23 protein-coding genes and 1 pseudogene are annotated in these 23,628 nt (G+C 68.3%); 13 read left to right on the top strand and 11 right to left on the bottom strand.

What is annotated here, in order from left to right:
• Positions 1-29: 29 nt before the first annotated feature.
• The 7 genes from BN118_RS01840 to BN118_RS01810 all read right to left on the bottom strand — a co-directional run bounded on the left by BN118_RS01840 (position 30) and on the right by BN118_RS01810 (position 5,676).
• Entirely contained in the window at positions 30-569 is a 540-nt protein-coding gene (locus BN118_RS01840) for a F0F1 ATP synthase subunit delta (RefSeq protein WP_003815348.1), read from the bottom strand.
• A gap of 12 nt (positions 570-581) precedes the next feature.
• The gene (locus BN118_RS01835; RefSeq protein ID WP_010931385.1) at positions 582-1,052 is read right to left on the bottom strand and encodes a F0F1 ATP synthase subunit B; all 471 of its coding nucleotides are present in this window, start codon (positions 1,050-1,052) and stop codon (positions 582-584) included.
• 137 nt (positions 1,053-1,189) lie between these two features.
• A complete protein-coding gene (atpE, locus tag BN118_RS01830; protein WP_003815363.1) occupies positions 1,190-1,432 on the bottom strand; it encodes a F0F1 ATP synthase subunit C in 243 nt (80 codons plus the stop codon).
• Positions 1,433-1,548: 116 nt separating this feature from the next.
• Positions 1,549-2,430, bottom strand: a complete 882-nt coding sequence (atpB, locus tag BN118_RS01825) for a F0F1 ATP synthase subunit A (RefSeq protein ID WP_003815364.1) — start codon at positions 2,428-2,430, stop codon at positions 1,549-1,551.
• 72 nt (positions 2,431-2,502) lie between these two features.
• Positions 2,503-2,919 (bottom strand): ATP synthase subunit I, encoded by a 417-nt coding sequence (locus tag BN118_RS01820; protein WP_020699690.1) that lies wholly within the window; start codon positions 2,917-2,919, stop codon positions 2,503-2,505.
• Between the two features lie 175 nt (positions 2,920-3,094).
• Entirely contained in the window at positions 3,095-4,603 is a 1,509-nt protein-coding gene (locus tag BN118_RS01815) for a DUF1254 domain-containing protein (RefSeq protein WP_014905452.1), read from the bottom strand.
• A 296-nt stretch (positions 4,604-4,899) separates the two neighbouring features.
• The gene (locus BN118_RS01810; protein ID WP_003815367.1) at positions 4,900-5,676 is read right to left on the bottom strand and encodes an enoyl-CoA hydratase; all 777 of its coding nucleotides are present in this window, start codon (positions 5,674-5,676) and stop codon (positions 4,900-4,902) included.
• Between the two features lie 34 nt (positions 5,677-5,710).
• Here BN118_RS01810 and BN118_RS01805 point away from each other — a divergent pair, with 34 nt between their 5' ends.
• A complete protein-coding gene (locus BN118_RS01805) occupies positions 5,711-7,483 on the top strand; it encodes a M61 family metallopeptidase (protein WP_014905451.1) in 1,773 nt (590 codons plus the stop codon).
• Position 7,484: 1 nt separating this feature from the next.
• Here BN118_RS01805 and BN118_RS01800 read toward each other — a convergent pair whose 3' ends face one another.
• Complete coding sequence (locus tag BN118_RS01800; RefSeq protein ID WP_010931382.1) at positions 7,485-8,387, bottom strand: NAD(P)/FAD-dependent oxidoreductase; 903 nt, start codon at positions 8,385-8,387, stop codon at positions 7,485-7,487.
• A 124-nt stretch (positions 8,388-8,511) separates the two neighbouring features.
• On the opposite strand from BN118_RS01800, the gene folB reads away from it, so the two are divergent.
• From folB to BN118_RS01785, 3 genes are all read left to right on the top strand, one after another.
• Positions 8,512-8,871, top strand: a complete 360-nt coding sequence (gene folB, locus BN118_RS01795; protein ID WP_003817821.1) for a dihydroneopterin aldolase — start codon at positions 8,512-8,514, stop codon at positions 8,869-8,871.
• Positions 8,872-8,902: 31 nt separating this feature from the next.
• Positions 8,903-9,865, top strand: a complete 963-nt coding sequence (gene ttcA / locus BN118_RS01790) for a tRNA 2-thiocytidine(32) synthetase TtcA (RefSeq protein ID WP_010931381.1) — start codon at positions 8,903-8,905, stop codon at positions 9,863-9,865.
• 98 nt (positions 9,866-9,963) lie between these two features.
• Positions 9,964-10,914: an IS481-like element IS481 family transposase gene (locus BN118_RS01785; RefSeq protein ID WP_005012067.1), complete on the top strand. Its 951-nt coding sequence runs from the start codon at positions 9,964-9,966 to the stop codon at positions 10,912-10,914.
• Here BN118_RS01785 and BN118_RS01780 read toward each other — a convergent pair.
• Genes BN118_RS01780 through BN118_RS01770 form a run of 3 tightly spaced genes read right to left on the bottom strand, consistent with a single transcriptional unit; the run spans position 10,911 to position 13,349 of the window.
• Positions 10,911-11,909 (bottom strand): hypothetical protein, encoded by a 999-nt coding sequence (locus BN118_RS01780; protein WP_010929727.1) that lies wholly within the window; start codon positions 11,907-11,909, stop codon positions 10,911-10,913. The genes BN118_RS01785 and BN118_RS01780 overlap by 4 nt on opposite strands.
• Positions 11,910-11,951: 42 nt before the next feature.
• Positions 11,952-12,455: a MarR family winged helix-turn-helix transcriptional regulator gene (locus tag BN118_RS01775; protein ID WP_003815019.1), complete on the bottom strand. Its 504-nt coding sequence runs from the start codon at positions 12,453-12,455 to the stop codon at positions 11,952-11,954.
• A 3-nt stretch (positions 12,456-12,458) separates the two neighbouring features.
• A complete protein-coding gene (locus BN118_RS01770) occupies positions 12,459-13,349 on the bottom strand; it encodes an alpha/beta hydrolase (RefSeq protein ID WP_014905450.1) in 891 nt (296 codons plus the stop codon).
• A 222-nt stretch (positions 13,350-13,571) separates the two neighbouring features.
• Between BN118_RS01770 and BN118_RS01765 the strand changes: the two genes are divergently transcribed.
• From BN118_RS01765 to BN118_RS01725, 9 genes and pseudogenes are all read left to right on the top strand, one after another.
• Positions 13,572-14,735 (top strand): ABC transporter substrate-binding protein, encoded by a 1,164-nt coding sequence (locus tag BN118_RS01765; RefSeq protein ID WP_003815015.1) that lies wholly within the window; start codon positions 13,572-13,574, stop codon positions 14,733-14,735.
• 96 nt (positions 14,736-14,831) lie between these two features.
• Positions 14,832-15,752, top strand: a complete 921-nt coding sequence (locus tag BN118_RS01760) for a branched-chain amino acid ABC transporter permease (RefSeq protein ID WP_003815013.1) — start codon at positions 14,832-14,834, stop codon at positions 15,750-15,752.
• Between the two features lie 3 nt (positions 15,753-15,755).
• A complete protein-coding gene (locus BN118_RS01755) occupies positions 15,756-16,721 on the top strand; it encodes a branched-chain amino acid ABC transporter permease (RefSeq protein ID WP_003815011.1) in 966 nt (321 codons plus the stop codon).
• Positions 16,718-17,512 carry an ABC transporter ATP-binding protein gene (locus BN118_RS01750; protein ID WP_003815010.1) on the top strand — a complete coding sequence of 265 codons (795 nt, stop codon included), beginning with the start codon at positions 16,718-16,720 and terminating at the stop codon, positions 17,510-17,512. Before BN118_RS01755 ends, BN118_RS01750 begins: the two co-directional genes overlap by 4 nt.
• On the top strand, positions 17,506-18,210 hold the full coding sequence (locus tag BN118_RS01745) for an ABC transporter ATP-binding protein (protein WP_010929729.1): 705 nt from the start codon (positions 17,506-17,508) through the stop codon (positions 18,208-18,210). The genes BN118_RS01750 and BN118_RS01745 overlap by 7 nt, the downstream gene beginning before the upstream one ends.
• A 207-nt stretch (positions 18,211-18,417) precedes the next feature.
• Positions 18,418-20,762, top strand: a pseudogene (locus BN118_RS01740) (bifunctional salicylyl-CoA 5-hydroxylase/oxidoreductase).
• Positions 20,759-21,550, top strand: coding sequence for an SDR family NAD(P)-dependent oxidoreductase (locus BN118_RS01735; RefSeq protein ID WP_003815002.1), 792 nt, complete (start codon positions 20,759-20,761; stop codon positions 21,548-21,550). The pseudogene BN118_RS01740 and the gene BN118_RS01735 overlap by 4 nt, the downstream one beginning before the upstream one ends.
• 21 nt (positions 21,551-21,571) lie before the next feature.
• Positions 21,572-22,435, top strand: a complete 864-nt coding sequence (locus BN118_RS01730) for an enoyl-CoA hydratase family protein (protein ID WP_010929730.1) — start codon at positions 21,572-21,574, stop codon at positions 22,433-22,435.
• Between the two features lie 2 nt (positions 22,436-22,437).
• Positions 22,438-23,607 carry an acyl-CoA dehydrogenase family protein gene (locus tag BN118_RS01725; protein WP_010929731.1) on the top strand — a complete coding sequence of 390 codons (1,170 nt, stop codon included), beginning with the start codon at positions 22,438-22,440 and terminating at the stop codon, positions 23,605-23,607.
• Positions 23,608-23,628 lie beyond the last annotated feature (21 nt).

Raw genomic sequence — 23,628 nt, 5'->3', positions numbered from 1 at the left:
CTCCTGGAATCCTGTTAGTCTCGCCTGCCTTATGCGGCCAGCGTATCGCGCAAGCGGGCCAGTTGGGCTTTTACGGAAGTATCGAGCACCTGGTCCCCGACAGCCACGCGCACACCGCCGATCAGTTCCTGATCGACCGACACGTGCGGCTTGAGCTTGAGACCGAATTTGAGTTCGAGCGCGGCAATCAGCTCTTTTACCTGAGCGTCGCTGAGTTCGAATGCGCTGGTGATTTCCGCCTGCGCCGTGCCTTCGTGACGATTCTTCAGCGCGACGAACTGCGTGGCGATGACGGGCAGCAGCAGCAAGCGGTCGTTCTTGACCAGCAGCTCGATGAAATTGCGGGCGGCCTGAGGCAGCTGCGACTTGATGAGGCCGGTGAAGACCTCGCTGCGCTGCTTGTCGTCCAGACGCGGATCGGCCATCGCCTCGCGCACGTCGGGATTGGCGGCGACCTGCGCCATCTCGCTGACCAGGTCGGCCCACACCGCCAGACCGGCCTTGTCGTCGCGCGCTGCGCCGAAGAGGGCTTCGGCGTAGGGACGGGCAACAGTGGAAAGTTCAGCCATGACGTTCCCGGATTAAAGCTGCGCCTTGAGCTGGTTGAGCAGCTCGGCATGGGCGCGGGCGTCAACCTCGCGCTTGAGGATCTGTTCGGCACCCTTGACGGCCAGCGCGGCGACGTCGTCGCGCAATGCTTCACGGGCGCGTTGAACTTCCTGCGCGGCGTCCTGGGCAGCCTGGGCCACGATACGGGCGCGTTCGGCTTCCGCTTCACGGCGGGCCTGCTCAATCATCGAAGCAGCCTGTTTCTCGGCTTCGATGATGCGGGCGTGAGTTTCGGATTTGGCAGAAGCCTCGATCAGACTGACGCGCGCTTGGGCTTGAGCCAGATCGGCTTTCCCCTTCTCGGCGGCGGCCAGGCCGTCGGCGATTTTTTGGCGGCGCTCATCGATCGCCTTCGTCAGAGGCGGCCACACGAATTTCATCGTGAACCAGCCCAGAACGAAGAACACGAGCATCTGGAAGAAGATCGTCGCGTTCAGATTCACGGTCGTTCCTTTAACACCTTGCAGCCCCGGCCATCAGAATGACAACCCAGGGCACTCGATACTTTGCCAGTCGGCAACGCGCGCTTGCGCGCCGCCGCCAGCGTCAGGCCCGCCTGTTTCGCCGGCGGGCAATGCCATTAGCCGACGAACGGATTGGCGAAGGCGAACAGCATGGCGATACCCACACCGATCAGGAACGCCGCATCGATCAGGCCCGCCAGCAGGAACATCTTGGTTTGCAGGGCGTTCATCAGTTCGGGCTGACGAGCCGAAGCTTCCAGGTACTTGCCGCCCATCAGTGCGATACCGATGCAAGCGCCGATGGCGCCCAGGCCGATGATGAGACCGCAAGCGAGAGCAACGAAAGCGACGTTGGTCATGACAACTCCTTGGTTAGAAATCTGAAGTCAGAATTATTGGAAAACAGGTACTGCTCAATGCAAGAAGATCTTGCTAACGGACGCCCGCCACCATGGCGGACGCCGAAAATTTGGGATCAATGCCCTTCGTGCGCCTGGCCGATGTAAACCAGCGTCAGCATCATGAAGATGAAAGCCTGCAGCAGCACGATCAGGATGTGGAAAATTGCCCACACCGAACCGGCCAACACATGCCCAATGCCCAAACCGATGCTGGCGCCGTTAAAGCCCGTCCAGGCGCCGCCCAGCAGCGCGATCAGCATGAAGATCAGTTCACCGGCGAACATGTTGCCGAACAACCGCATGCCCAGCGACACCGACTTGGCGGCATATTCGATCAGGTTGAGCAGCAGGTTGAACGGGGCCAGCACGAGCGAGGCCAGGCCGTGCGCGTGGAACGGCGCGGTGAACAACTCCTTGACGAAGCCACCCGGGTGCTTGATCTTGATGCCGTAATAGAACATCAGCAGCAGCACGCCCAGCGACATGCCCATGGGCACGTTCAGGTCGGCGGTGGGGAGAATGCGGTGGTAGTACAGCGGGTCGCCGTGCTCGGCGCCCAGGCCGGTCATGCGCCAGATCGAGGGCAGCAGGTCGACCGGCAGCAGGTCCAGCGCGTTCATGAGGATGATCCACAGGAACACGGTCAGGGCCAGCGGCGCGACGAACAGACGGCTCTTGGCGTTGGTGACGATGGACTTGGCCTGGTCGTCGACCATGTCGACGATCATTTCGATGAAACCCTGGAAGCGGCCCGGAACTCCCGCCGTGGCGCGGCGCGCGGCCAGCCACAGGCAGAATACGACCAGCAGGCCCATCAGGATCGACCAGAACAGCGAGTCATAGTTGATGACGTTGAACTGGGCGATGACGCTTTGCTTTTCGCCAATATTGTTCAAATGCACCAGGTGGTGCTGAATGTACTCGGACTGAGGCGACGCGCCGCTGGGAGCAGCCATGTGGAACCCTACCCTGTTTGCTGTGTGCCCGTGCCCCTGTGGAGCCGGACTTTTTCACGATGGTTAATATCGCTACGAGCGCTTGCGCAGCATCAATAGCAGGAGATATCCCTTCAGTGTGAAGACCAGGCCCAGCAGGACAGCCGGCCACACCAGCCAGCCCTGCGCCAGCCACGACAGCAGCCACAGCAGTAGCGCCGTCATGAGCAGCTTGAGCAACTCACCGTAGAGAAAAGCAAATGGGTTTGGCCGGGCCGCCCTGACGACGTTGACCAGCAAGCGCAATGCAAACAATGCATTGGGCAAGAAATACGCCCCCGCTCCCGCCAACGCCGACAAACCTGCCGCCGTTCCCGCAACAACCCCCGCGATTGCCGCCGCCACGAGCCCCATGACACCCTGCGCCGCAATGGCCAGGCAGAGCTCCCGGCAAGCTCGCGCATCGAGTGCCGCACGATCAGCGGCGGTAAGAACCAGACTCTTTTGCATGAACTTCCCTGCCCTTGCCAGCAATCCACGACGCAGCTTTTGCCACGCTTTTAGCCCGCAAGCGTCAAATCCGTAAAGTATAGCGTGATTTTTTGGGGGTCGCCAAATGAAAACGGCCCCCGCCGCCAAGTCGGAAACGGGGGCCGATCGGCGCCGCGGCGCCGGCGCCACAAACTCAGTCTTCGCGCACGGCCGGCGGCGCCCAGTTGCCATCGAGCGCGATGTCGCGCGGCCAGTACAGGCGCAGGTTCAGCATGAAGTCGCCCTGTTGGGGCGCCGGCAGCCAGTTCGCCTGCCGCGCCTTGCGCGGCGGGTCGCGCTGGATGTAGATGTCCAGCGAGCCGTCGGCGTTGTAGACCAGCGGGTCGGTGCTGCGCAGTGCATAGCGGTCGATCGGGTTGTCCGCCAGCCCCTGGCGTGCGTCGTACAGGATCAGCGACCAGAAGGCATTGGCCGGCGGCAGCTGGTCCTTGTCGAAGTGCAGCACGTAGTCTTCGTCGCTGCGCAACGCCTTGCCGCGCGCATCGACGGCCGTCACCGGGTAGAGCACGTCCTCGGGCGGGTTGGCGCCCAGCCCCACGTAGGCCACCGCGGCGCGGCGCAGGTAGTCCGTGCCATAGGTGCCGATGCCGTGCAGCGCCGTGTTCCAGCCATTAGCCGGGGTACCCAGGCGGCCGGCCGCGTCGGCGATGCGGCGCCCCGCCAGCGACTGCGCCTCGATCAGCGCCTGCTGCACCGTGGGGTTGAGCCGCGCGTACGCATTGGGCTGGTCGCCCAGTCCAAGCCTGCGCAGGCGGTCGAGCATGGGATAGTCGTTGGCGTGCGGCGGGTTGCTGCGCAACAGATCCGCGAACAGGTTGAAGTAGCTGGCCGCGTCCATCGCCGCCACCTGTTCGGCCGGCGATTGCCCGGCGCTCCAGGCCGGGTTGACCGCGGCGCTGCCCGTCATGCGAAACGGCTTGCCCCATTGGGCCAGCGGCGTGACCGTCAGGGCGGCCTGGAATTGGTTGACGTTCTGATAGTCATCCGGCCCGCCCGTCTGCACGCGCGCGATCATCCAGCCCGAACCGGTCGGGCTGCGCACCATGTCCACGCCGGGCGGCAGCGTGCCCTGCCAGTACGGTCCGACAATCGCGAAGGTCTGCGCACCGCCGCCTGTCGTGCGGGTTCCGCGCGAGGCGTAGGCATCGGTCCACATGTCCAGCAGCGACAGCAGGTAATAGCGTTCCCCGGCGGCCGGCACCTGCACGATCAACGGCTCGCGCGACACGTCGTACCAGAGGCTGGACGACAGGGTGTCGGTGCTGGGCCAGGCCACATCCGTGGCGCGCGGGTCGGGAAAGGCGGTGCGGTGGCCGAACTGGTTCATCGGCGCGCGTCCGGCGATGGGCGTCTGCACGTTGGTCGAGGCGCGCCGCGTCATTTCCATCAGCACCATCGGATAGGCATAGACATAGGCGTCGATGGCGGTGTCGCGCAATTGCTCGGCGCTCATCGCCGGCGCCTGGACCGCGGCGCCCTGGGCCGCATACGGCGTTTCGGAAACCAGCCTGAGCGTGGACGTGGGCGCGCGGGCCGGCGACTGGGCCTGAGCCTGGGCCGCGCCCGCCAGCCCGACGCCGACTACGCCGGCCGCCAGCGCGAGTTGCCAACGCCGCCGTGGAAATCTTGCACATGTACGCATGAAGGGCTCCTTGCTTGTTGTTGGACAATGAGCCGCCGTCCCCGGCCGTGGCACGTCGCGCATGACGCGAGGCGCCTGACGTTGCCGGACACGGCACTCCGGACCTGCCGTCACTCCAGGATAGGCCCGCACAATGCAACAAAGTGCAATACAAGCGTTTCAACGGGCAACCCGCGTAACGCCGGCGGTGCGCGCAAGCCCGCCGCGCGCGCCAATGGAAACGCCGCGCATGCGCGCGGCGTCGGCAATCGGGCGGGTGACGCGAGGTAACCGGATACGACCGGCCCGGCGCGGGCCTACCTGTGCTTGAAGTCAGGCTTGCGCTTCTCGGTGAACGCCGCCATGCCCTCTTTCTGGTCTTCGGTGGCGAACAGCGAGTGGAACACGCGGCGCTCGAACAGCAACCCATCGTTGAGCGGCACTTCGTACGCGCGGTTGATGCACTCCTTGGCCATCATGACCGACGGCAGCGACATCGAGGCGATGACGGTGGCGGCCTCGAGCGCCTCATCCGCCAGCCTGTCGGCCGGCACCACGCGCGATACCAGGCCGGCCCGCTCGGCCTCCGCGGCATCCATCATGCGCGCCGTCAGCGCCAGGTCCATGGCCTTGGCCTTGCCCACCGCGCGCGGCAGGCGCTGCGTGCCGCCGGCGCCGGGAATCACGCCCAGCTTGATCTCGGGCTGGCCGAAGCGGGCCGAGTCGGCGGCGATGACGATGTCGCACATCATGGCCAGTTCGCAGCCGCCGCCCAGCGCATAGCCGGCCACCGCGGCGATCACGGGCTTGCGTACGCGCTTTATGGTTTCCCAGTTGCGGGTGATGTAGTCGCTGCGGTAGACGTCCATGTAGGACCAGTCTTTCATGGCGCCGATATCCGCGCCCGCGGCGAAGGCTTTCTCGCTGCCGGTGATCACGATCGCGCCGATGCCGTCGTCGGCGTCGAGCGCCAGCAACGCCGCGCCCAGTTCCTCCATCAACTGGTCGTTCAGCGCATTCAATGCCTTGGGCCGGTTCAGCGTCAGCCATCCCACGCGGCCCCGGGTTTCGACCAGCACAAACGACTCGCTCATTGATTGCCTCCTGTCAGAGTATGAAATGTAAGATATGCGCATGAACGACACACCCGTAATTTACCGCCTGGAACCCCACGACCCGGCCGGTCACCGCTACCGGATAACCCTGACCGTGGCCGAGCCTGCGCCCGAGGGACAGCGCCTGGCCTTGCCCGCGTGGATTCCCGGCAGCTACCTGATACGCGATTTCTCCCGCCAGATCGAGACGCTGGCCGCGCGCGCCGGCGGCAGGCCGGTGGCGGTGAACAAGGTCGACAACCACACCTGGCAGGTGGCGCCGTGCAGCGGCCCGCTGCAGGTCGACTATACGGTGTATGCGTGGGATCTCTCGGTGCGCGGCGCGCACCTGGACGAAAGCCACGGCTTTTTCAACGGCACCAGCGTTTTCCTGCGCGTGGACGGGCAGGAAAACGCGCCCTGCATTCTCGACCTGGCGCCGCCGCGCGGCATCGAAGGCTGGAAGGTCTACACCAGCCTGCCCGAGGCGCAGGGGCTGCCGGGCGCGGCCCGCCGCCATGGCTTCGGCCGCTACCGCGCGCCCGACTACGACGCGCTGATCGACCACCCGGTCGAGATGGGCACGCCGCAGGTCATCGGTTTCCAGGCGCATGGCGCCGAACACGAACTGGTGTTCACCGGCGTGGCGCCGCGGCTGGACCTGGCGCGCATCGCCGCCGACGTGCAGCGCATCTGCGAGACGCAGATCGCCTTCTTCGAGCCGCGCAGCAAGCAGGCGCCCTTCCTGGACAGCGCCAGCCGCTACGTGTTCATGACCATGGTCACGGGCGACGGCTACGGCGGCCTGGAGCATCGCGCGAGCACCGCCCTGATGGCCTCGCGCAAGGACCTGCCGGTACTGGGCCAGCAGGGCCAGGGCGAAGGCTATCGCGGCTTTCTCGGCCTGGTCAGCCACGAGTACTTCCATACCTGGAACGTCAAGCGCATCAAGCCGGCCGCCTTCGCGCCCTACGATCTGGAGCGGCCCGACCTGACGCGGCTGCTATGGGTGTTCGAGGGCTTCACCTCGTACTACGACGATCTGCTGCTGCTGCGCTCGCAGACCATCACCCGCAACGACTACCTGCGCCTGCTGGGCAAGACCATTTCGGGCGTGGCGCGCGCGCCGGGCCGCCACAAGCAATCGGTCGCGGAAAGTTCGTTCGACGCCTGGACCCGCTATTACAAGCAGGACGAGAACTCCCCCAATGCGCTGGTCAGCTACTACACCAAGGGCTCGCTGGTCGCGCTGGGCCTGGACCTGCTGATCCGCCGCGACAGCGGCGGCGTCCATTCGCTCGATGATGTGATGCGCCTGCTGTGGCGGCGCTACGGACGCGATTTCTACCGCGGCCGCCCGCAGGGCCTGGCCGAGGATGCCCTGCCGGCGCTGATCCGCGAGGCCACCGGCGTGGACGCGCGGCGCTTCATCGCGCGCCATGCCCATGGCACGGCCGACGTGCCGCTGGCCGAGATGCTGGCGCCGCACGGCATCAGCCTGACCTGGCAGGCCGGCGCCAATATCCCGACGCTGGACGTGCGCACGCGCAAACAGGGCGAGGCCCTGGCGCTGGCCACCGTGTACGAGGGCGGCGCGGCCCACAAGGGCGGCCTGTCGGCGGGCGACGTGCTGGTGGCCATCGACGGCCTGCGCGTCGATGCGCCGGCCGGCCTGGACGTGCTGCTGTCGCAGTACCACCCCGGCGACCGGGTGACGGTGCACGTGTTCCGGCGCGATGAACTGCGCAGCTTCCAGGTGCGCCTGGCCGCGCCGGCGCCGCTGGACTGCGTGCTGGCGGCGGCCTGACTCAGCGCGGCGGCGCCGGACGCTCCCAGCGGCGCTGGATCGCCTTGGCCGCCGTCACGCCGTCGGCCAGCGAGGTGACCACGCAGGGATGCATGCGGTCGGCCACCTCGCCAATCGCGTAGACGTCGGGCAGGCTGGTCTGGGCCGTGGCGAAATCGGTGCGCAGGTAACCGCGCGAATCGCGTTCCAGGCCCAGGCTGTCGGCAAAATCGGCCTGCGGCTCCCAGCCATAGAACACCAGGATGAGGTCATAGGCCCGCCCGTCGACGGTGCGCGCGGCCGGATCGACGCGGTACGGACCCACTCGCACGCCTTCGGTGCCGGCCCGCGCCACCCACTGCTGCTGGGCGCGCACGGTGCGCGCGTACAGGTCGACCTGGCGCGCCCCGCGGTTGCGCACGTAGACGAAATTCTCGAAGGCATTGTCGCCCCCGCCCAGCACGGCGACCGTCAGGCCGGCATAGTCCTGGGCGACGATGGGCGAGCCCGGCCCGATCAGCACGCCCGGCCAGCGGGCCTGTTGCGGATGGCCGGGCAGCCCGCGCGCGCGCACGCCGGAAGCGATCACCAGCGATTTGCCGTAGACGGTGTCCTGTCCGGCGCCGCCCAGCTGCACTTCCACCCCGCCCTTGCAGGGGCGCACGGCCGTTGCCGGCGCGCGCAGCCACACCGGCACGCCGGCGGCCGCGACGCTGGCGGCGATATTGGCCGCCACCTGCTGCCCGGTCACATCGGGCAGCACGGCGATCCAGTCGTCGGTGAACGGATTGTCGTTGCCCAGGCCGCCCAGGCGCTCGCCGGCCTCGACCAGCAAGGGCGCCAATCCGAGACGGGCCAGCCAGATCGCGCAGGACGCGCCGGCCGGCCCACCGCCTACAATTACCGCATCGTAGAACTGCCGCATTCCGTGTTTTTCCTCCGGCGCCCCGCCTGGCGGGCGCCTGTCGCCATGGCCGGATTGTAGTCAGGCCCGGCCGCCCACCCGCGCGCCGCCTTACAATCCCGCATCCGTCTTCCCCACTGCCATCATGCCTACACGCCGCATATTCATCTCCGGGCTGGCCCTGGACGCCCGCATCGGCATTCTCGAACACGAACGCCGCGCCACCCAGCCGCTGCATATCGACGCCGAGTTCGACATCGACATCATGCGCAACGTGGACGACCACGACATCCACAGCGTGCTCGACTACCGGCGGCTGCGCGAGGCCATCGTCGAGGAGTGCACGCAGGCCCACGTCAACCTGATCGAGACGCTGACCGAACAGGTCGCCGCGCGCCTGCTGGCCGATTTCGACGAGATCCGCTCGCTGCGCCTGCGCATCAGCAAGCCCATGGCCTTCTCGGATTGCGCGGCGGTCGGCGTGGAGATACAGATCAGCCGCTAAGGCCAGGCAGGCCACCGGACATCGCTACGCTATGACTCTCACCGCATCCCCCACCGCCGCGCGCACGCCCGCCGAGGAAAAGGCGCGCTTCGAAGGCAACAAGCTGGCCAAGCGCCTGGCCCGCGAGACCACCCGCGCCATCGCCGACTACAACATGATCGAGGCCGGCGACAAGGTCATGGTCTGTCTGTCCGGCGGCAAGGACTCTTACGCGCTGCTGGACATCCTGCTCAGCCTGCAGAAGCGCGCGCCCTTCGCCTTCGAGATCATCGCGGTCAACCTGGACCAGAAACAACCGGGCTTTCCGCCCGAGATCCTGCCCGATTACCTGCGCGCGCTGGGCGTGCCGTTCCATATCGAGACGCAGGACACGTATTCGATCGTCACGCGGGTCATCCCGGAAGGCAAGACCATGTGCTCGCTGTGCTCGCGCCTGCGCCGCGGCATCCTGTACCGGGTAGCCAGCGAACTGGGCGCGACCAAGATTGCGCTGGGCCATCACCGCGACGACATCCTGGGCACCTTCTTCCTGAACCTGTTCTACGGCGGCAAGGCCAAGGGCATGCCGCCCAAGCTGGTCTCCGACGACGGACGCCACACGGTGATCCGGCCGCTGGTCTACGTGCCCGAAAGCGACCTGATCGCCTATGCGCAATTCAAGCAATTTCCCATCATCCCCTGCAACCTGTGCGGCTCGCAGGAAAACCTCAAGCGCAAGGAAGTCGGGCGGATGATCCAGGAATGGGACCGCAAGCATCCCGGCCGCTCGTGGAATGTCTTCAACGCGCTCTCGCGCGTGGTTCCCTCGCACCTGATGGACCGCGACCTGTTCGACTTCGTCGGCCTCAAGCCCACCGGGGTGGCCGACGCCGGCGGCGACACCGCTTTCGACCAGATCGATCCCGAGCCCGATACGGCGGGCCCGGGCTGCGCCAGCGACGCGCCGGCCGGCCAGGCCGACGGCATGGCCGAGCAGCGCGTGGTCTTCCGCTAGGTGTGAAGATTCAATAGGTTGTATGCATGGTTCATCCGAACCGGATTTGAGAAACTGGAAATCGCCAACCCCCCAGTTCACTCAAGGAGCCCGGCCGGATGAACACCCATAAGCATGCCCGATTGACCTTCCTACGTCGACTCGAAATGGTCCAGCAATTGATCGCCCATCAAGTTTGTGTGCCTGAAGCGGCCCGCGCCTATGGGGTCACCGCGCCGACTGTGCGCAAATGGCTGGGCCGCTTCCTGGCTCAGGGCCAGGCGGGCTTGGCCGATGCGTCCTCGCGCCCGACGGTCTCGCCCCGAGCGATTGCGCCGGCCAAGGCGCTGGCTATCGTGGAGCTGCGCCGCAAGCGGCTGACCCAAGCGCGCATCGCCCAGGCGCTGGGCGTGTCAGCCAGCACCGTCAGCCGCGTCCTGGCCCGCGCCGGTCTGTCGCACCTGGCCGACCTGGAGCCGGCCGAGCCGGTGGTGCGCTACGAGCATCAGGCCCCCGGCGATCTGCTGCACATCGACATCAAGAAGCTGGGACGTATCCAGCGCCCTGGCCACCGGGTCACGGGCAACCGACGCGATACCGTTGAGGGGGCCGGCTGGGACTTCGTCTTCGTGGCCATCGATGACCACGCCCGCGTGGCCTTCACCGACATCCACCCCGACGAGCGCTTCCCCAGCGCCGTCCAGTTCCTCAAGGACGCAGTGGCCTACTACCAGCGCCTGGGCGTGACCATCCAGCGCTTGCTCACCGACAATGGCTCGGCCTTTCGCAGCCGCGCCTTCGCCGCGCTGTGCCATGAGCTGGGCATCAAGCACCGCTTTACCCGACCTTACCGCCCACAGACCAATGGCAAGGCCGAACGCTTCATCCAGTCGGCCTTGCGTGAGTGGGCTTACGCTCACACCTACCAGAACTCCCAACACCGAGCCGATGCCATGAAATCCTGGCTACACCACTACAACTGGCATCGACCCCACCAAGGCATCGGGCGCGCTGTACCCATCTCCAGACTCAACCTGGACGAATACAACCTATTGACAGTTCACAGCTAGGGGGCCATGCGCACGGCGGCGAAATCCAGCACGCCGGCGTCGCGGTTGGCCAGCACCGCGCGCACCGTGCCGTCGGGCGCCTGCAGCACCGACTTGCCGGCCACGATCTCGGTGCCCGCGCCGCGCCGGGCGGCCCGCCCGCGCGAGGGGCTGAACAGCAGGTCGCCCGCCTGGGCCTGCGCCAGGCCGGCCGGCGCGCTGGCCACCCGGGTGCCGGTGGGGTAGGTCATCTCGCCCAGGGTCAGCTCGCGCGCCAGCAGACCCTCGAAACCGGCGACCTGGCGCCGGTCGTCGAGCGTCATGTCCACCTTGAGCAGCGGCAGCCGGCCCACGTCCAGCGGGTCGCTGCCTTCGGTGCGCAGCAGCCACGGGCCGGGCTGGCGCGCCGCCACCCAGGCGCCGGGCGGCACGGCCGCGCCGCCGATCTCGTTGCCGGCGGCCAGGTGGCAGCCGGCGAAAGCGGGCGTGCCATCCCGCACGGCCAATTCGACCTGGTGGCCGCGCGAGCACAGCCAGCCGTCGATGCGCTGGTTGCCGTCAAGCGTGACCGACCAGCCTTGCCGGCCGCCCGGCGCGGCGCCGTGGCGGACCAGGCGCGTGACGCGCAGCCCGGCCACGTGCGCGGGCACCGGGAAGTCCGCGCCCTGGAAACTGTCCAGCCGGCCAGGTTCGGCCAGCCGCAGTTCGGTGCCGGCCGGCATGTCGATGCCGTCGACGCGGCGGGCGGCCTCCAGCACGGCGCGCCGGGCGGTCTGTTCGCGCGCCTCGCGCTGCGCCTGGCGCCACTGGCTGAAATGCTGGTAGGGGAAGATGGCGCCGGCCACCGCCAGCAGCACCATCAGCGCCGGGCCCAGGCGGCGGTGCGCCGCCAGCCAGCGGCGCGCCCCGCGGTTGGCGGCCAGCGTGACCGCCCAGGTCAGCAGGGTGCTCAGGCAGAACAGCGACAGCGCCATTGCCAGGTAGAAATTGCCGCCAGGAACGGACAGGGAAATCATGGTGGAATTATGCGCCGGGCCGGCGCCGGCGTGGCCGGCCTGTCACGAGGCGCCGTCGCGCTGGGCCAGCGCGCGATGGGCCACCACCTGCAGCTTCAGCTCGCCCAGCGCCTTGTACATGGCGTGGCGGCTGGCCTCGGGCAGGTCGTCGAGCATGCCGGTGACCCAGCTTTCGTGCGCGCGCGCCATGCGGGCGAAGGTGCGCTTGCCCTGCGGCGTCAGTTTCAGCACCGAGCTGCGCCGGTCGCTCTCCACCTTGGTGCGCACCACCAGCCCTTCCTTTTCGAGCTGGTCGGTGATGCCGGTGATATTGCCGTTGGTGACCATCATGTGGCGCGACAGCTCGCCCATCTTCATGCCCTTGGGCGCGCGCTGCAGCTGCGCCATCAGGTCGAAGCGCGGCAGCGTGGTGTCGAACTCGGTGCGCAGCCGGCTGCGGATCTCCGATTCGATCAGGTTGCAGCAGGTCAGCATGCGCAGCCACAGGCGCAGCGCGTGATGGTCCTCGGGCGCGGCGCGCGTTTCCAGGTCGGGAGTGTCGATCATGGCTCAGCGGATAGAGGGAGTGGGCGGGGGCGCAAGGCCCATCAGCGCGAAGATCGCCTGCGTCAGCGCGCTGGCGGGCTCGTTCAGGGTCAGCACGATGTCGTAATGATTGGTGCCGGGCATGGGGATGTAGCGGCCCGGGTAGCCGAGCGCCAGCCAGTCGCGCAGGAAGTCGTCGCTCTGGCGCTTGAATTCGTCGGTTTCGGTTTCGCCGTAGCTGACCACGATGGGGCAGCCGCGCCGCGGCATGTGCAGGGCGGGGCTGTTGCGCTCGGCGTCGGCCGGGCTCATGCGCATCCATTCGTTGATGTGGGTGTGCACCAGCGGGCGCAGGTCGAACAGCCCCGACAGCGGGGCGGCGCTGTGCACGATGTCCTCGGGCGCGCCGTACTGCCCGTGCCAGCCGCCGGCCAGCAGCGCGCCCACCAGGTGCCCGCCGGCCGAACTGCCGCAGATCGTGATGCGGGCCGGGTCGCCGCCGTACTCGGCGATATGGCGGTGTATCCAGGCCAGCGCGCGGCGGTTCTGGTCGACGATGCGGTCCAGCGTGACCGCCGGCGCCAGCGAGTAGTTGACCGCCACCACCAGCGCGCCGGCGCGGGTGAAGGCCGGCGCCATGTTGCACGAATCGTTCTTGTTGAGCGCGCGCCAGTAGCCGCCATGGATGTAGACCAGCACCGGGGCGGCGCGCACGCCGTCGGCCGGGAAGATGTCGAGCAATTCGTCGGGGTGATCGCCATAGGGGACGTCCAGCGTGCACGGCAGCGCGTCGCGCGCCTGCTGGCTGGCCTCGGCATAGCGCTTGAGAATCGGCTGGATGTCGGGTACTGTCGCGCGTGCGTTGTATTGCACATCGAGCGCAGCGCGATCGTAATGACGGTAGATAGCGGCCATGGCGTGGTTTATTGGGAAAAACCCTAGACTTGTTTTGCGGAATACTTTAAATCTAAACTATGACGCACGCCAGTTCCTTGCCGCAAATTCTTGCGGCGGCCTCGGGCGCGCGGGGCTGTGGGTCCGCGCGCCGCGCCGGCGGCGGGCTGCGCACTGAAGCATCCGAATCGAACGTCTCATAAGAACACACCTGCCGCGCGCCAAGCGCAAGGAGCTTCCACCATGCGTCTCATCCCTTCCCTGCTGGCCGCCCTGGCGCTTGCGCCCGGCCTGGCCAACGCCGATCCGATCAAGGTCGGCATCGCCAACGACATTTCCGGACCGTTCGCGGCGCTGGGCGCCGAGGCGCGTGATGGATTCAACCTGGCCATCAAGGAACTGGGCGGCAAGCTGGGCGGCCAGCAGGCCGAATTCCTGCAGACCGACATGGGCGGCAATCCGGACCAGGCGCGCCAGCTGGTGACGCGCTACATCCAGCGCGAGAAGGTCGATTTCTTCACCGGTCCGATCGGCTCGAACGTGGCGCTGGCCGTGGGGCCCGCGCTGTTCGCCGCCAAGATCCCCTACCTGTCTAACAACCCCGGCCCCAGCCAGTACGCGGGCGCGCAGTGCAACAAGTTCTGGTTCGGCAACTCGTACCAGAACGACGCTTTCCACGAGGCCGCCGGCAAGGTGGCCGCGGACCGCGGCTACAAGAAGGTGTTCATCATGGCGCCGGACTATCCGGCCGGCAAGGACGCCCTGACCGGCTTCAAGCGCGGCTACAAGACCGCCGTGGCCGAGGAGCTCTACACCAAGCTGGGCCAGATCGACTACGCGGCCGAGCTGGCGCAGATCCGCGCCGCCAAGCCCGATGCGGTGTACATCTTCCTGCCGGGCGGCATGGGCATCAATTTCGTCAAGCAGTTCGTCTCGACCGGCCTGGCGCAGGGCACCGCGCTGGTGGGCCCGGGCTTCTCGGCCGACGAGGACGTGATCCAGGCCGTGGGCGAGCCGATGCTGGGCATGGTCAACACGGCGCAGTGGGCGCATGACCTGGACGTGCCGCAGAACAAGAAGTTCGTCGAGGCCTTCCGCAAGGAATACAACGGCCGCTATCCGTCGGTGTACGCCGCCCAGGCGTACGACGTGATCATGTCGATCGACGCGGCGGTCAAGCAGGCCGGCGGCAAGGCCTCCGACCGCGACGCCATCGTCAAGGCGCTCGAGCAGGCCGACTATCCGTCGGTGCGCGGCAGCTTCACCTACGGCAAGAACCACTACCCGATCCAGGCCTACTACGCACGCGTGGTCGAGAAGGACGGCAGCGGCCGCATCACCAACAAGCTGACCGGCAAGGTGTTCGACAAGTACCAGGACGTCTACGTCGGCGACTGCAAACTCTAGGACAGGTCCCGGCGGCGGCCGCGCGGGCGGCGGCCGCCGGCCAAACAGGCTCGCGGGCGGCCCGTCCGGGCGTAAGCGACGCGGGGGTAGTGTTTCATGACGTTTACGTTGATCGTCGAGCAGTTGCTGAACGGTCTGCAGTTCGGGTTGATGCTGTTTCTGATTGCCGCCGGCCTGACCCTGGTGTTCGGCATCATGGACATCATGAATCTGGCGCACGGCTCGCTTTACATGGCCGGCGCCTATGTCGCGGCCGAAACCATGCAGCGCACCGGGTCCTTCACGGCGGCGGTGCTGGTGGCCGCGCTGGCCACCGGCCTGGTGGGCGCGGTGCTCGAGCTCACGCTGATCCGCAAGCTGGCGGTGCGCGACCACCTGGCCCAGGTGCTGGGCACCTACGCCGTCATCCTGATCGCCAATGACCTGGTCAAGATGATCTGGGGGCCGGCGCCCGTCATGCTCAACATGCCGGCCGCCCTGTCCGGCCCGGTGCGCCTGCTGCCCGATCTGCTGTATCCGGCCTACCGGCTGATGATCATCGTGTTCGGGCTGGCGGCCGCCGCCGGCCTGTACTGGTTCGTGACGCGCACGCGCGCCGGCGTGCTGGTGCGCGCCGGCGCCTCCAATCGCCAGATGGCGACCCTGATGGGCGTGCGCGTGCCCTTGCTGTTCCTGGGCGTGTTCGTGCTGGGCGCGATGCTGGCCGCGGTGGCCGGCGCGTTGCTGGGGCCGGTGACCGCCGTGCAGATCGGCATGGGCGAGGGAATCCTGATCCTGGTGCTGGTGTGCATCGTCATCGGCGGCATCGGCTCGATTCGCGGGGCCTTCGTGGGCGCGCTGCTGGTCGGCATGGTCGACACCGCCGGCCGGGCCTTCCTGCCCATGCTGCTGCGCCAGGTGTTTCCGCCCGCCGTGGCTTCCAGCGTCGGGCCGACGCTGGCGGCCATCGCGATCTATGTCCTGATGGCGGGGGTGCTGGTGTTCCGGCCGGCCGGCCTGTTTCCGGCGCGCGGGTGAGCCATGCATAGATCGACTCTGTGGACGCTGGCCCTGCTGGCCGCGCTGGCGCTTTTCCCCCTGGTTGCGCCGGCGCTGGGCCTGGACTTCTATATCTCGTTCGTGCGGCGCGTACTGATCTACGCGCTGGCGGCCACCAGCCTCAACCTGATCCTGGGCTACGGCGGCATGGTGGCGCTGGGGCATGCCGCCTTCTTCGGCGCCGGCGCCTACGCCGTCGGCATCCTGGGGGCGGCCGGCATCACCTCGGCGCTGCTGGCCTGGCCGGCGGCGATCGCGCTGGCCGGCGCGCTGGCCTGGATCACCGGCGCGATCTCGCTGCGCACGCGCGGCGTGTACTTCATCATGATTACCCTGGCGTTCGCCCAGATGGTCTATTACGTGTTCATTTCGCTGCGCCAGTATGGCGGCGAGGACGGCCTGAACCTGTCGGGCTATTCCACGCTTCCCGGGCTGGACCTGGCCAATGACCTGACTTTCTATTATCTGGTGCTGGTCCTGTTCGCCGTGCTCATGGGCGTGTTCGGCCGCGTGGTCGATTCGCGCTTCGGCGCCGCCCTGCAGGGCATACGCGAGAACGAGTCGCGCATGGAGTCGCTGGGCTATCCGGTGTACCGGCTGAAGCTGACGGCTTTCGTCATCAGCGGCGCCGCGGCCGGGCTGGCCGGCGCCCTGCTGGCCAACCACAACCTGTTCATCTCGCCCAGCCTCATGCACTGGACGCAATCGGCCAACCTGCTGATCATGGTGCTGGTCGGCGGCATCGGCCTGCGCTATGGCGGAGTGGCCGGCGCCGTGGTCATGCTGGTGCTGGAAGAAGTGCTGCGGCAATGGACCGAGTATTGGCACCTGCCGCTGGGCGTGCTGCTGCTGTGCGTGGTGCTGGGCGCGCCGCGCGGGCTGGTGGGCCTGGTGGGCCCCTGGTTCGCCGGCCGCGCCGGCGCCGATTCGACGAGGGCCGGAACATGAACGCGCCTGCTGCTTCCCCCGCGCTGCGGGCCGACGGACTGGTGCGGCGCTTTGGCGCGCTGGTGGCCACCGACCGGGTCTCGCTCACGCTGGCGCCGGGCGAGATCCACGCCCTGATCGGCCCCAACGGCGCGGGCAAGTCCACGCTGATCCACCTGCTGTCGGGCACGCTGCCGGCCGATGCCGGCAGCCTGAAGATGGGCGAGCGCGACATCACCGCGCTCAATGCGCACCAGCGCGTGGCCGCCGGGCTGTCGCGCTCGTACCAGATCACCAATATCTTCAAATCGTTCAGCGTGCTGGACAACCTGCTGCTGGCCGTGCAGGCACGCGCCGGCAGCAGCTTCCGTTTCTGGCGCCGGCGCGCCGCCGAACGCGAACTCTACGATGCCGCCCACGAGCTGGCGCGCCAGTGCGCCATCGATGCCGGCATGCTGCAACGTCCGGCCGGCACGCTGCCGCACGGCGAGCAGCGCAAGGTCGAGTTCGCCCTGGCGCTGGCGGCCCGTCCCAGCGTGCTGCTGCTGGACGAGCCCATGGCGGGCATGGGGCCGGACGAAACCCTGCGGCTGACCGAACTGATCGAAACGCTGCGCGGCCGGGCCGCCATGCTGCTGGTCGAGCATGACATGCAGGCCGTGTTCCGGCTGGCCGACCGCATCTCGGTGCTGGTGTACGGCCGGGTGATCGCCACCGGCACGCCCGAGCAGATCCGCGCCAATCCGGAGGTGCGCCAGGCCTACCTGGGCGACGAGGAACAGACCGCCGCGCTGGAGGGCGCCCGATGCTGAATGTGAACGCCGTGGAAAGCGGGTATGGCGCCAGCCAGGTGCTGTTCGGCGTGGACCTGGAGATCGGCGCCGGCCAGGTGGTGACGCTGCTGGGCCGCAACGGCATGGGCAAGACCACGCTGCTGCGCACCTTGTTCGGGCAGCTGCCGCTGCGCGCCGGCTCGGTGCGGTTCGCCGGCCAGGAGATCGGCGGCTGGAGCCCGGACCGCATCGCGCGCGCCGGCCTGGCCATCGTGCCGGAAGGGCACCAGTGTTTTCCCAACCTGACGGTGCGCGAGCACCTGACGGCCTTCGTGGCGGCGCGCAATCCGTCCATCGGCCAACCCTGGACGCCGCAGCGCGTGTTCGAACTGTTCCCGCGCCTGGGCGAGCGCGCCGGCAACATGGGCAACCAGCTCTCCGGCGGCGAGCAGCAGATGCTGGCCATCGGCCGCGCCCTGGTGACCAATCCGCGCCTGCTGATCCTGGACGAGGCGACCGAGGGGCTGGCCCCCAAGATCCGTGAGGAAATCTGGACCTGCCTGGCGCGGCTGCGCGAAGCCGGCCAGACCATCCTGGTCATCGACAAATACGTCGAACGCCTGCTCGGCCTGGCCGACCGCCATGTCATCCTGGAGCGCGGCAAGGTGGTCTGGAAGGGCGATTCCGCGGCGCTGGACGCCGATCGCGGCCTGTGGGAGCGCTATCTGGGGGTGTGAGCGCGGCGCGCCCGCCTTCCCGAAGTCTTCCTTCCTGCGCCGGCCTGTCCGGCGCAGCGCTTTTGGGGACGGCACGTTCCTGCGGGAAACCCGTCTTGCGAAGCCCGTCCCTAGGGTATATATTTCAAGCCTAAACTATCAAGGGTTGAACATATCAGGCGCGTCCGCGCGGGACAGGGCGGCGCCTGCCACGGAGCGTGTAACGCGATGAAGATAGTCTGCCTGGGCGGTGGCCCCGCCGGCCTGTATTTCGGCCTGCTGATGAAGTTGCAGGATCCGGCCAACGAAGTGACCGTCATCGAGCGCAACCGCCCTTACGACACCTTCGGCTGGGGCGTGGTGTTCTCCGACGCCACCATGGACAACCTGCGCCAGGCCGACCCCGTATCGGCCAAGACCATCGGCGACGCGTTCAACCACTGGGACGACATCGAGATCCACTACAGGGACCGCAGCATCCGCACCAGTGGCCACGGCTTCATCGGCATCGGCCGCAAGCACCTGCTCAACATCCTGCAGGCCCGCTGCGAGGAGGTCGGCGTCAAGCTGGTGTTCGAGACCTTCGTGCAGGACGACCAGGCCCTGGCGCGCGACTACGACGCCGACCTGGTCATCGCCGCCGACGGCATCAACAGCGTGGTGCGCACCCGCTAACACCTTCACCCCCGATATCGACCAGCGCCGCTGCCGCTTCGTCTGGCTGGACACGACCAAGGTATTCGACGCCTTCACGTTCGCCTTCGTGCAGAATGAACACGGCTGGTTCCAGGCCCATGCCTATCGCTTCGAGGACGGGCTGTCCACGTTCATCGTCGAGACGCCCGAGGAAACCTGGCAATCCGCCGGCATCGAGGGCATGAGCCAGGAAGACGGCATTGCCTATTGCGAGCGGCTGTTCGCGCCCTGGCTGGACGGCCACCGCCTGATCAGCAACGCCAAGCACATACGCGGCGCGGCCATCTGGATCCGCTTCCCGCGCGTGATCTGTCCGCATTGGGTGCGCTGGAACCGCCTGCAGACGCCGCGCGGCGAGCGCGACGTGCCGGTGGTGCTGATGGGCGACGCGGCCCACACGGCGCACTTTTCCATCGGCTCGGGCACCAAGCTGGCCCTGGAAGACGCCATCGAGCTGGCGCGCTGCCTGGACGGCCGGCGCGGCGACCTGCGCGGCGCGCTGCAGCACTACGAAGACGTGCGCAGCGTGGAAGTGCTGAAGATACAGAACGCGGCGCGCAACTCGACGGAATGGTTCGAGAACGTGCGGCGCTACGCCAACCTGGAGCCCGAGCAATTCGCCTATTCGCTGCTGACCCGTTCGCAGCGCATCTCGCACGAGAACCTGCGGCTGCGCGATGCTGCATGGCTGCAAGGATACGAGGCCTGGATCGCCGAGCGCGCCGGGGCCGGGCCCGCGCCGGGCGCGCAGGCGCCGCTGCCCATGCTCACGCCGTTCCAGGCGCGCAGCGTGCGGCTGGCCAACCGTATCGTGGTCTCGCCCATGGCCATGTACTCCTGCGTCGACGGCGTGCCCGGCGAATTCCATCTGGTGCACCTGGGGGCGCGCGCTGGGCGGCGCGGGGCTGGTCATGGTGGAGATGACCTGCACCTCGCCCGACGCGCGCATCACCCCGGGCTGCCCCGGCCTGTGGAACGACGAGCAGGCCGGCGCCTTCGGCCGCATCGTCGACTTCGTGCACGGCAACAGCGCCGCGCGCATCGGCATCCAGCTCGGCCATGCCGGCCGCAAGGGCTCGACCCAGCTGGGCTGGCAGCAGATGGATCATCCGCTGCCCGAGGGCAACTGGCCGCTGCTGTCGGCCTCGGCGCTGCCGTACCTGCCGGGCGTGTCGCAGACGCCGCGGGCCATGACGCGCGCCGACATGGACCGCGTGCGCGAGGACTTCGCCGCCGCCGCCCGGCGCGCCGCCCGGGCCGGCTTCGACTGGCTGGAACTGCATTGCGCCCACGGCTATCTGCTGTCGTCGTTCATCTCGCCGCTGACCAACCAGCGCGACGACGAGTATGGCGGCAGCCTGGAGAACCGCCTGCGCTATCCGCTCGAAGTGTTCCGCGCGGTGCGCCAGGCCTGGCCGGCCGAGCTGCCCATGTCGGTGCGGATTTCGGCGCACGACTGGGTCGAGGGCGGCATCACCGCCGACGACGCGGTCGAGATCGCCCGCCATTTCAAGGCGGCGGGCGCGGACATGATCGATTGCTCGTCGGGACAGGTCAGCCCCGACCAGCAGCCGGTATATGGCCGCATGTACCAGACGCCGTTCGCCGACCGGGTGCGCAACGAGGCCGGCATCGCCACCATCGCGGTGGGCGCGATCTTCGAGGCCGACCACGCCAACGGCATCATCGCCTCGGGCCGCGCCGACCTGTGCGCGCTGGCGCGCCCGCACCTGGCCGATGCGGCCTGGACGTTGCGCGAGGCGGCCCGCGTGGGCTATCGCGATGTGCACTGGCCCGACCAGTACGTGGCCGGCAAGCGGCAGCTGGAAACCAATTTCGAACGCGCCGCCATGCTGGCGCAACTGGACATCAAATGAGCACATCCACACAGGCCTTGGCCGGGCGCCACGCCCTGGTTACGGGCGGTGCGCGCGGCATCGGGCTGGCGTGCGCGCGCGCGCTGCTGGCGCGCGGCGCCAGCGTCACCTTGCTGGGCCGTGACGGCGGCGCCCTGGATGCCGCCGCCGACCAGCTGGCGCGCGCCGGCCGGGTGCAGACCGCCAGCGCCGACGTGGCCGACGCCGCCTCGGTGCGCGCGGCATTCGAGCAGGCCGCGCGCGCGCTCGGGCCGGTCGCGATCCTGGTCAACAACGCCGGCCAGGCGGTCAGCCAGCGCTTCGACCGCACCGACGAGGCGCTGTGGCAGCGCATGCTGGCGGTCAACCTGACCGGCACGTTCCACTGCATCCAGGCGGCCCTGCCGGGGATGCTGGATGGCGGCTGGGGCAGGGTGGTCAACGTCGCCAGCACCGCCGGCCTGATCGGCTACGCCTACGTCAGCGCCTACTGCGCCGCCAAGCATGGCGTGGTGGGCCTGACCCGCGCGCTGGCGCTGGAGACGGCGCGCAAGGGCGTCACGGTCAACGCCGTGTGCCCGGGCTACACCGAAACCGACATCGTGCGTGGCGCGGTGGCCAACATCGTGGAGAAGACCGGCCTGAGCGAGGCCGAGGCGCGCGCCACGCTGGCCGAACGCAATCCGCAAGGACGCCTGATCAACCCCGAGGAAGTCGCGGAAACCGTGGCCTGGCTGGCCCTGCCCGCCTCGGCAGCCATCAACGGCCAGGCCATCGCCGTCGACGGCGGCGAAGTCATGACTGGCTGAGAACCCGAAAACGGAGAGGAAATGACGCAATCCGAGCAAGTCCACACCATGAAGCACCACAAGCGGCCGTATGCTGGCCATGCCGCGCGCACGTTCCAGTGGCAGGTGTCCGACGACGGCAAGATCGCCACCATCACGCTGAACCGGCCGGAACGCAAGAACCCGCTGACGTTCGACTCGTACGCCGAGCTGCGCGATCTGTTCCGCGGCCTGGTCTACGCCACCGACATCAAGGTCGTGGTGCTCACCGGCGCGGGCGGCAACTTCTGCTCGGGCGGGGATGTGCACGAGATCATCGGGCCGCTGACGCGCATGAGCATGCCCGAGCTGCTGGACTTCACCCGCATGACCGGCGACCTGGTCAAGGCCATGCGGGCGTGTCCGCAGCCCATCGTGGCGGCGGTGGACGGCGTGTGCGCCGGCGCCGGGGCGATGATGGCGCTGGCCTCGGACATGCGGCTGGGCACGCCGGCGGCGCGCACGGCCTTCCTGTTCACGCGCGTGGGGCTGGCCGGCGCCGACATGGGCGCCTGCACGCTGTTGCCGCGCATGATCGGCCAGGGCCGCGCCAGCGAGCTGCTGTACACCGGCCGCGCCATGAATGCCGACGAGGGCCTGCAATGGGGGTTCTTCAATGCGCTGCATGATCCGGCCGAGCTGTCCGGCGCGGCGCTGGCGCTGGCCGAGCAGCTGGCCGCCGGTCCGACCTTCGCGCACGGCGTGACCAAGAAGCTGCTGCACCAGGAATGGAACATGGGCGTGGACGAGGCCATCGAGGCCGAGGCGCAGGCGCAGGCGCAGGCCATCTGCATGCAGACGCAGGATTTCCGCCGCGCCTACGATGCCTTCGTGGCCAGGCGCAAGCCGGTGTTCGAGGGGGACTGAGCATGCCGGATCTTTCCTGGCAGGACTGGCCCTTCTTCGACCCCCTCCATCGCGAACTGGCGCGCGAACTGGAGGCCTGGTGCGGCCCGGCGCTGGCGGCCATCGACCATCGCGACACCGACGCCGCCTGCTGCGCCCTGGTGCGCAGCCTCGGCCAGGCCGGCTGGCTGCGATATGCGGTGCCGGCCGGGCCGGGCGGTGGCTGGGGCGGGCGCCTGCCCAAGATCGACTCGCGCGCCGTGTGCATCCTGCGCGAAACCCTGGCGCGTCACGACGGGCTGGCCGATTTCGCGTTCGCCATGCAGGGGCTGGGCAGCGGCGCCATTTCGCTGATGGGTAGCGATGCGCTGCGTCAACAGTACCTGCCGCCGGTGGCGCGCGGCGAGGCGATCGCCGCTTTCGCGCTGTCCGAACCCGAGGCGGGTTCGGACGTGGCGGCGCTTGCCTGCGAGGCGCGCGCCGACGGCGACGGCTATGTGCTCAATGGCGAGAAGACCTGGATCTCCAACGGCGGCATCGCCGATTTCTATTGCGTGTTCGCGCGCACCGGCGAGGCGCCCGGCGCGCGCGGCATCAGCGCGTTCGTGGTCGATGCCGGCACGCCGGGGCTGGAGATCGCCGAGCGCATCGACCTGATCGCGCCGCATCCGCTGGCCCGGCTGCGCTTTGCCGACTGCCGCATCCCGGCGTCCCGGCGCCTGGGCGAGGCGGGGCAGGGCTTCAAGCTGGCCATGATGACGCTGGACATCTTCCGCGCCTCGGTGGTGGCCGCCGCGCTGGGCTTTGCGCGCAGGGCGCTGGACGAGGGCCTGGCGCGGGCGCGCGGGCGCCGCATGTTCGGCCAGACCCTGGCCGACCTGCAGCTGACGCAGGCCGCGCTGGGCGACATGGCGACCGCCGTCGATGCGTCGGCGCTGCTGACCTACCGCGCCGCGTGGATGCGCGACGTGCAGGAGGTGCGCACCACGCGGGAGGCGGCGATGGCCAAGATGACGGCCACCGAATCGGCCCAGGCGGTCATCGACCGGGCCTTGCAGATGTTCGGCGGCGCGGGCGTGGTGGCGGGCACCACGGTCGAGCGCCTCTACCGCGAGATCCGGGCATTGCACATCTACGAGGGCGCCACGGAAGTGCAGAAACTGATCATCGCCCGGGAACTGCTCAAGTCCTGAGCGCGGCGAGATCCACATCAT

The organism is Bordetella pertussis 18323 (genome assembly GCF_000306945.1).
GTDB lineage: Bacteria > Pseudomonadota > Gammaproteobacteria > Burkholderiales > Burkholderiaceae_B > Bordetella > Bordetella pertussis.
This window is presented reverse-complemented; position numbering and strand designations above follow the sequence as displayed.

Excerpts from the sequence above, each read along its gene's own strand:
- BN118_RS01840 (WP_003815348.1), bottom strand. The coding sequence starts at position 569 with ATGGCTGAACTTTCCACTGTTGCCCGTCCCTACGCCGAAGCCCTCTTC.
- atpE (WP_003815363.1), bottom strand. The coding sequence starts at position 1,432 with ATGACCAACGTCGCTTTCGTTGCTCTCGCTTGCGGTCTCATCATCGGC.
- atpB (WP_003815364.1), bottom strand. The coding sequence starts at position 2,430 with ATGGCTGCTCCCAGCGGCGCGTCGCCTCAGTCCGAGTACATTCAGCAC.
- BN118_RS01820 (WP_020699690.1), bottom strand. The coding sequence starts at position 2,919 with ATGCAAAAGAGTCTGGTTCTTACCGCCGCTGATCGTGCGGCACTCGAT.
- BN118_RS01815 (WP_014905452.1), bottom strand. The coding sequence starts at position 4,603 with ATGCGTACATGTGCAAGATTTCCACGGCGGCGTTGGCAACTCGCGCTG.
- BN118_RS01810 (WP_003815367.1), bottom strand. The coding sequence starts at position 5,676 with ATGAGCGAGTCGTTTGTGCTGGTCGAAACCCGGGGCCGCGTGGGATGG.
- BN118_RS01805 (WP_014905451.1), top strand. The coding sequence starts at position 5,711 with ATGCGCATGAACGACACACCCGTAATTTACCGCCTGGAACCCCACGAC.
- BN118_RS01800 (WP_010931382.1), bottom strand. The coding sequence starts at position 8,387 with ATGCGGCAGTTCTACGATGCGGTAATTGTAGGCGGTGGGCCGGCCGGC.
- folB (WP_003817821.1), top strand. The coding sequence starts at position 8,512 with ATGCCTACACGCCGCATATTCATCTCCGGGCTGGCCCTGGACGCCCGC.
- ttcA (WP_010931381.1), top strand. The coding sequence starts at position 8,903 with ATGACTCTCACCGCATCCCCCACCGCCGCGCGCACGCCCGCCGAGGAA.
- BN118_RS01785 (WP_005012067.1), top strand. The coding sequence starts at position 9,964 with ATGAACACCCATAAGCATGCCCGATTGACCTTCCTACGTCGACTCGAA.
- BN118_RS01780 (WP_010929727.1), bottom strand. The coding sequence starts at position 11,909 with ATGATTTCCCTGTCCGTTCCTGGCGGCAATTTCTACCTGGCAATGGCG.
- BN118_RS01775 (WP_003815019.1), bottom strand. The coding sequence starts at position 12,455 with ATGATCGACACTCCCGACCTGGAAACGCGCGCCGCGCCCGAGGACCAT.
- BN118_RS01770 (WP_014905450.1), bottom strand. The coding sequence starts at position 13,349 with ATGGCCGCTATCTACCGTCATTACGATCGCGCTGCGCTCGATGTGCAA.
- BN118_RS01765 (WP_003815015.1), top strand. The coding sequence starts at position 13,572 with ATGCGTCTCATCCCTTCCCTGCTGGCCGCCCTGGCGCTTGCGCCCGGC.
- BN118_RS01760 (WP_003815013.1), top strand. The coding sequence starts at position 14,832 with ATGACGTTTACGTTGATCGTCGAGCAGTTGCTGAACGGTCTGCAGTTC.
- BN118_RS01755 (WP_003815011.1), top strand. The coding sequence starts at position 15,756 with ATGCATAGATCGACTCTGTGGACGCTGGCCCTGCTGGCCGCGCTGGCG.
- BN118_RS01750 (WP_003815010.1), top strand. The coding sequence starts at position 16,718 with ATGAACGCGCCTGCTGCTTCCCCCGCGCTGCGGGCCGACGGACTGGTG.
- BN118_RS01745 (WP_010929729.1), top strand. The coding sequence starts at position 17,506 with ATGCTGAATGTGAACGCCGTGGAAAGCGGGTATGGCGCCAGCCAGGTG.
- BN118_RS01735 (WP_003815002.1), top strand. The coding sequence starts at position 20,759 with ATGAGCACATCCACACAGGCCTTGGCCGGGCGCCACGCCCTGGTTACG.
- BN118_RS01730 (WP_010929730.1), top strand. The coding sequence starts at position 21,572 with ATGACGCAATCCGAGCAAGTCCACACCATGAAGCACCACAAGCGGCCG.
- BN118_RS01725 (WP_010929731.1), top strand. The coding sequence starts at position 22,438 with ATGCCGGATCTTTCCTGGCAGGACTGGCCCTTCTTCGACCCCCTCCAT.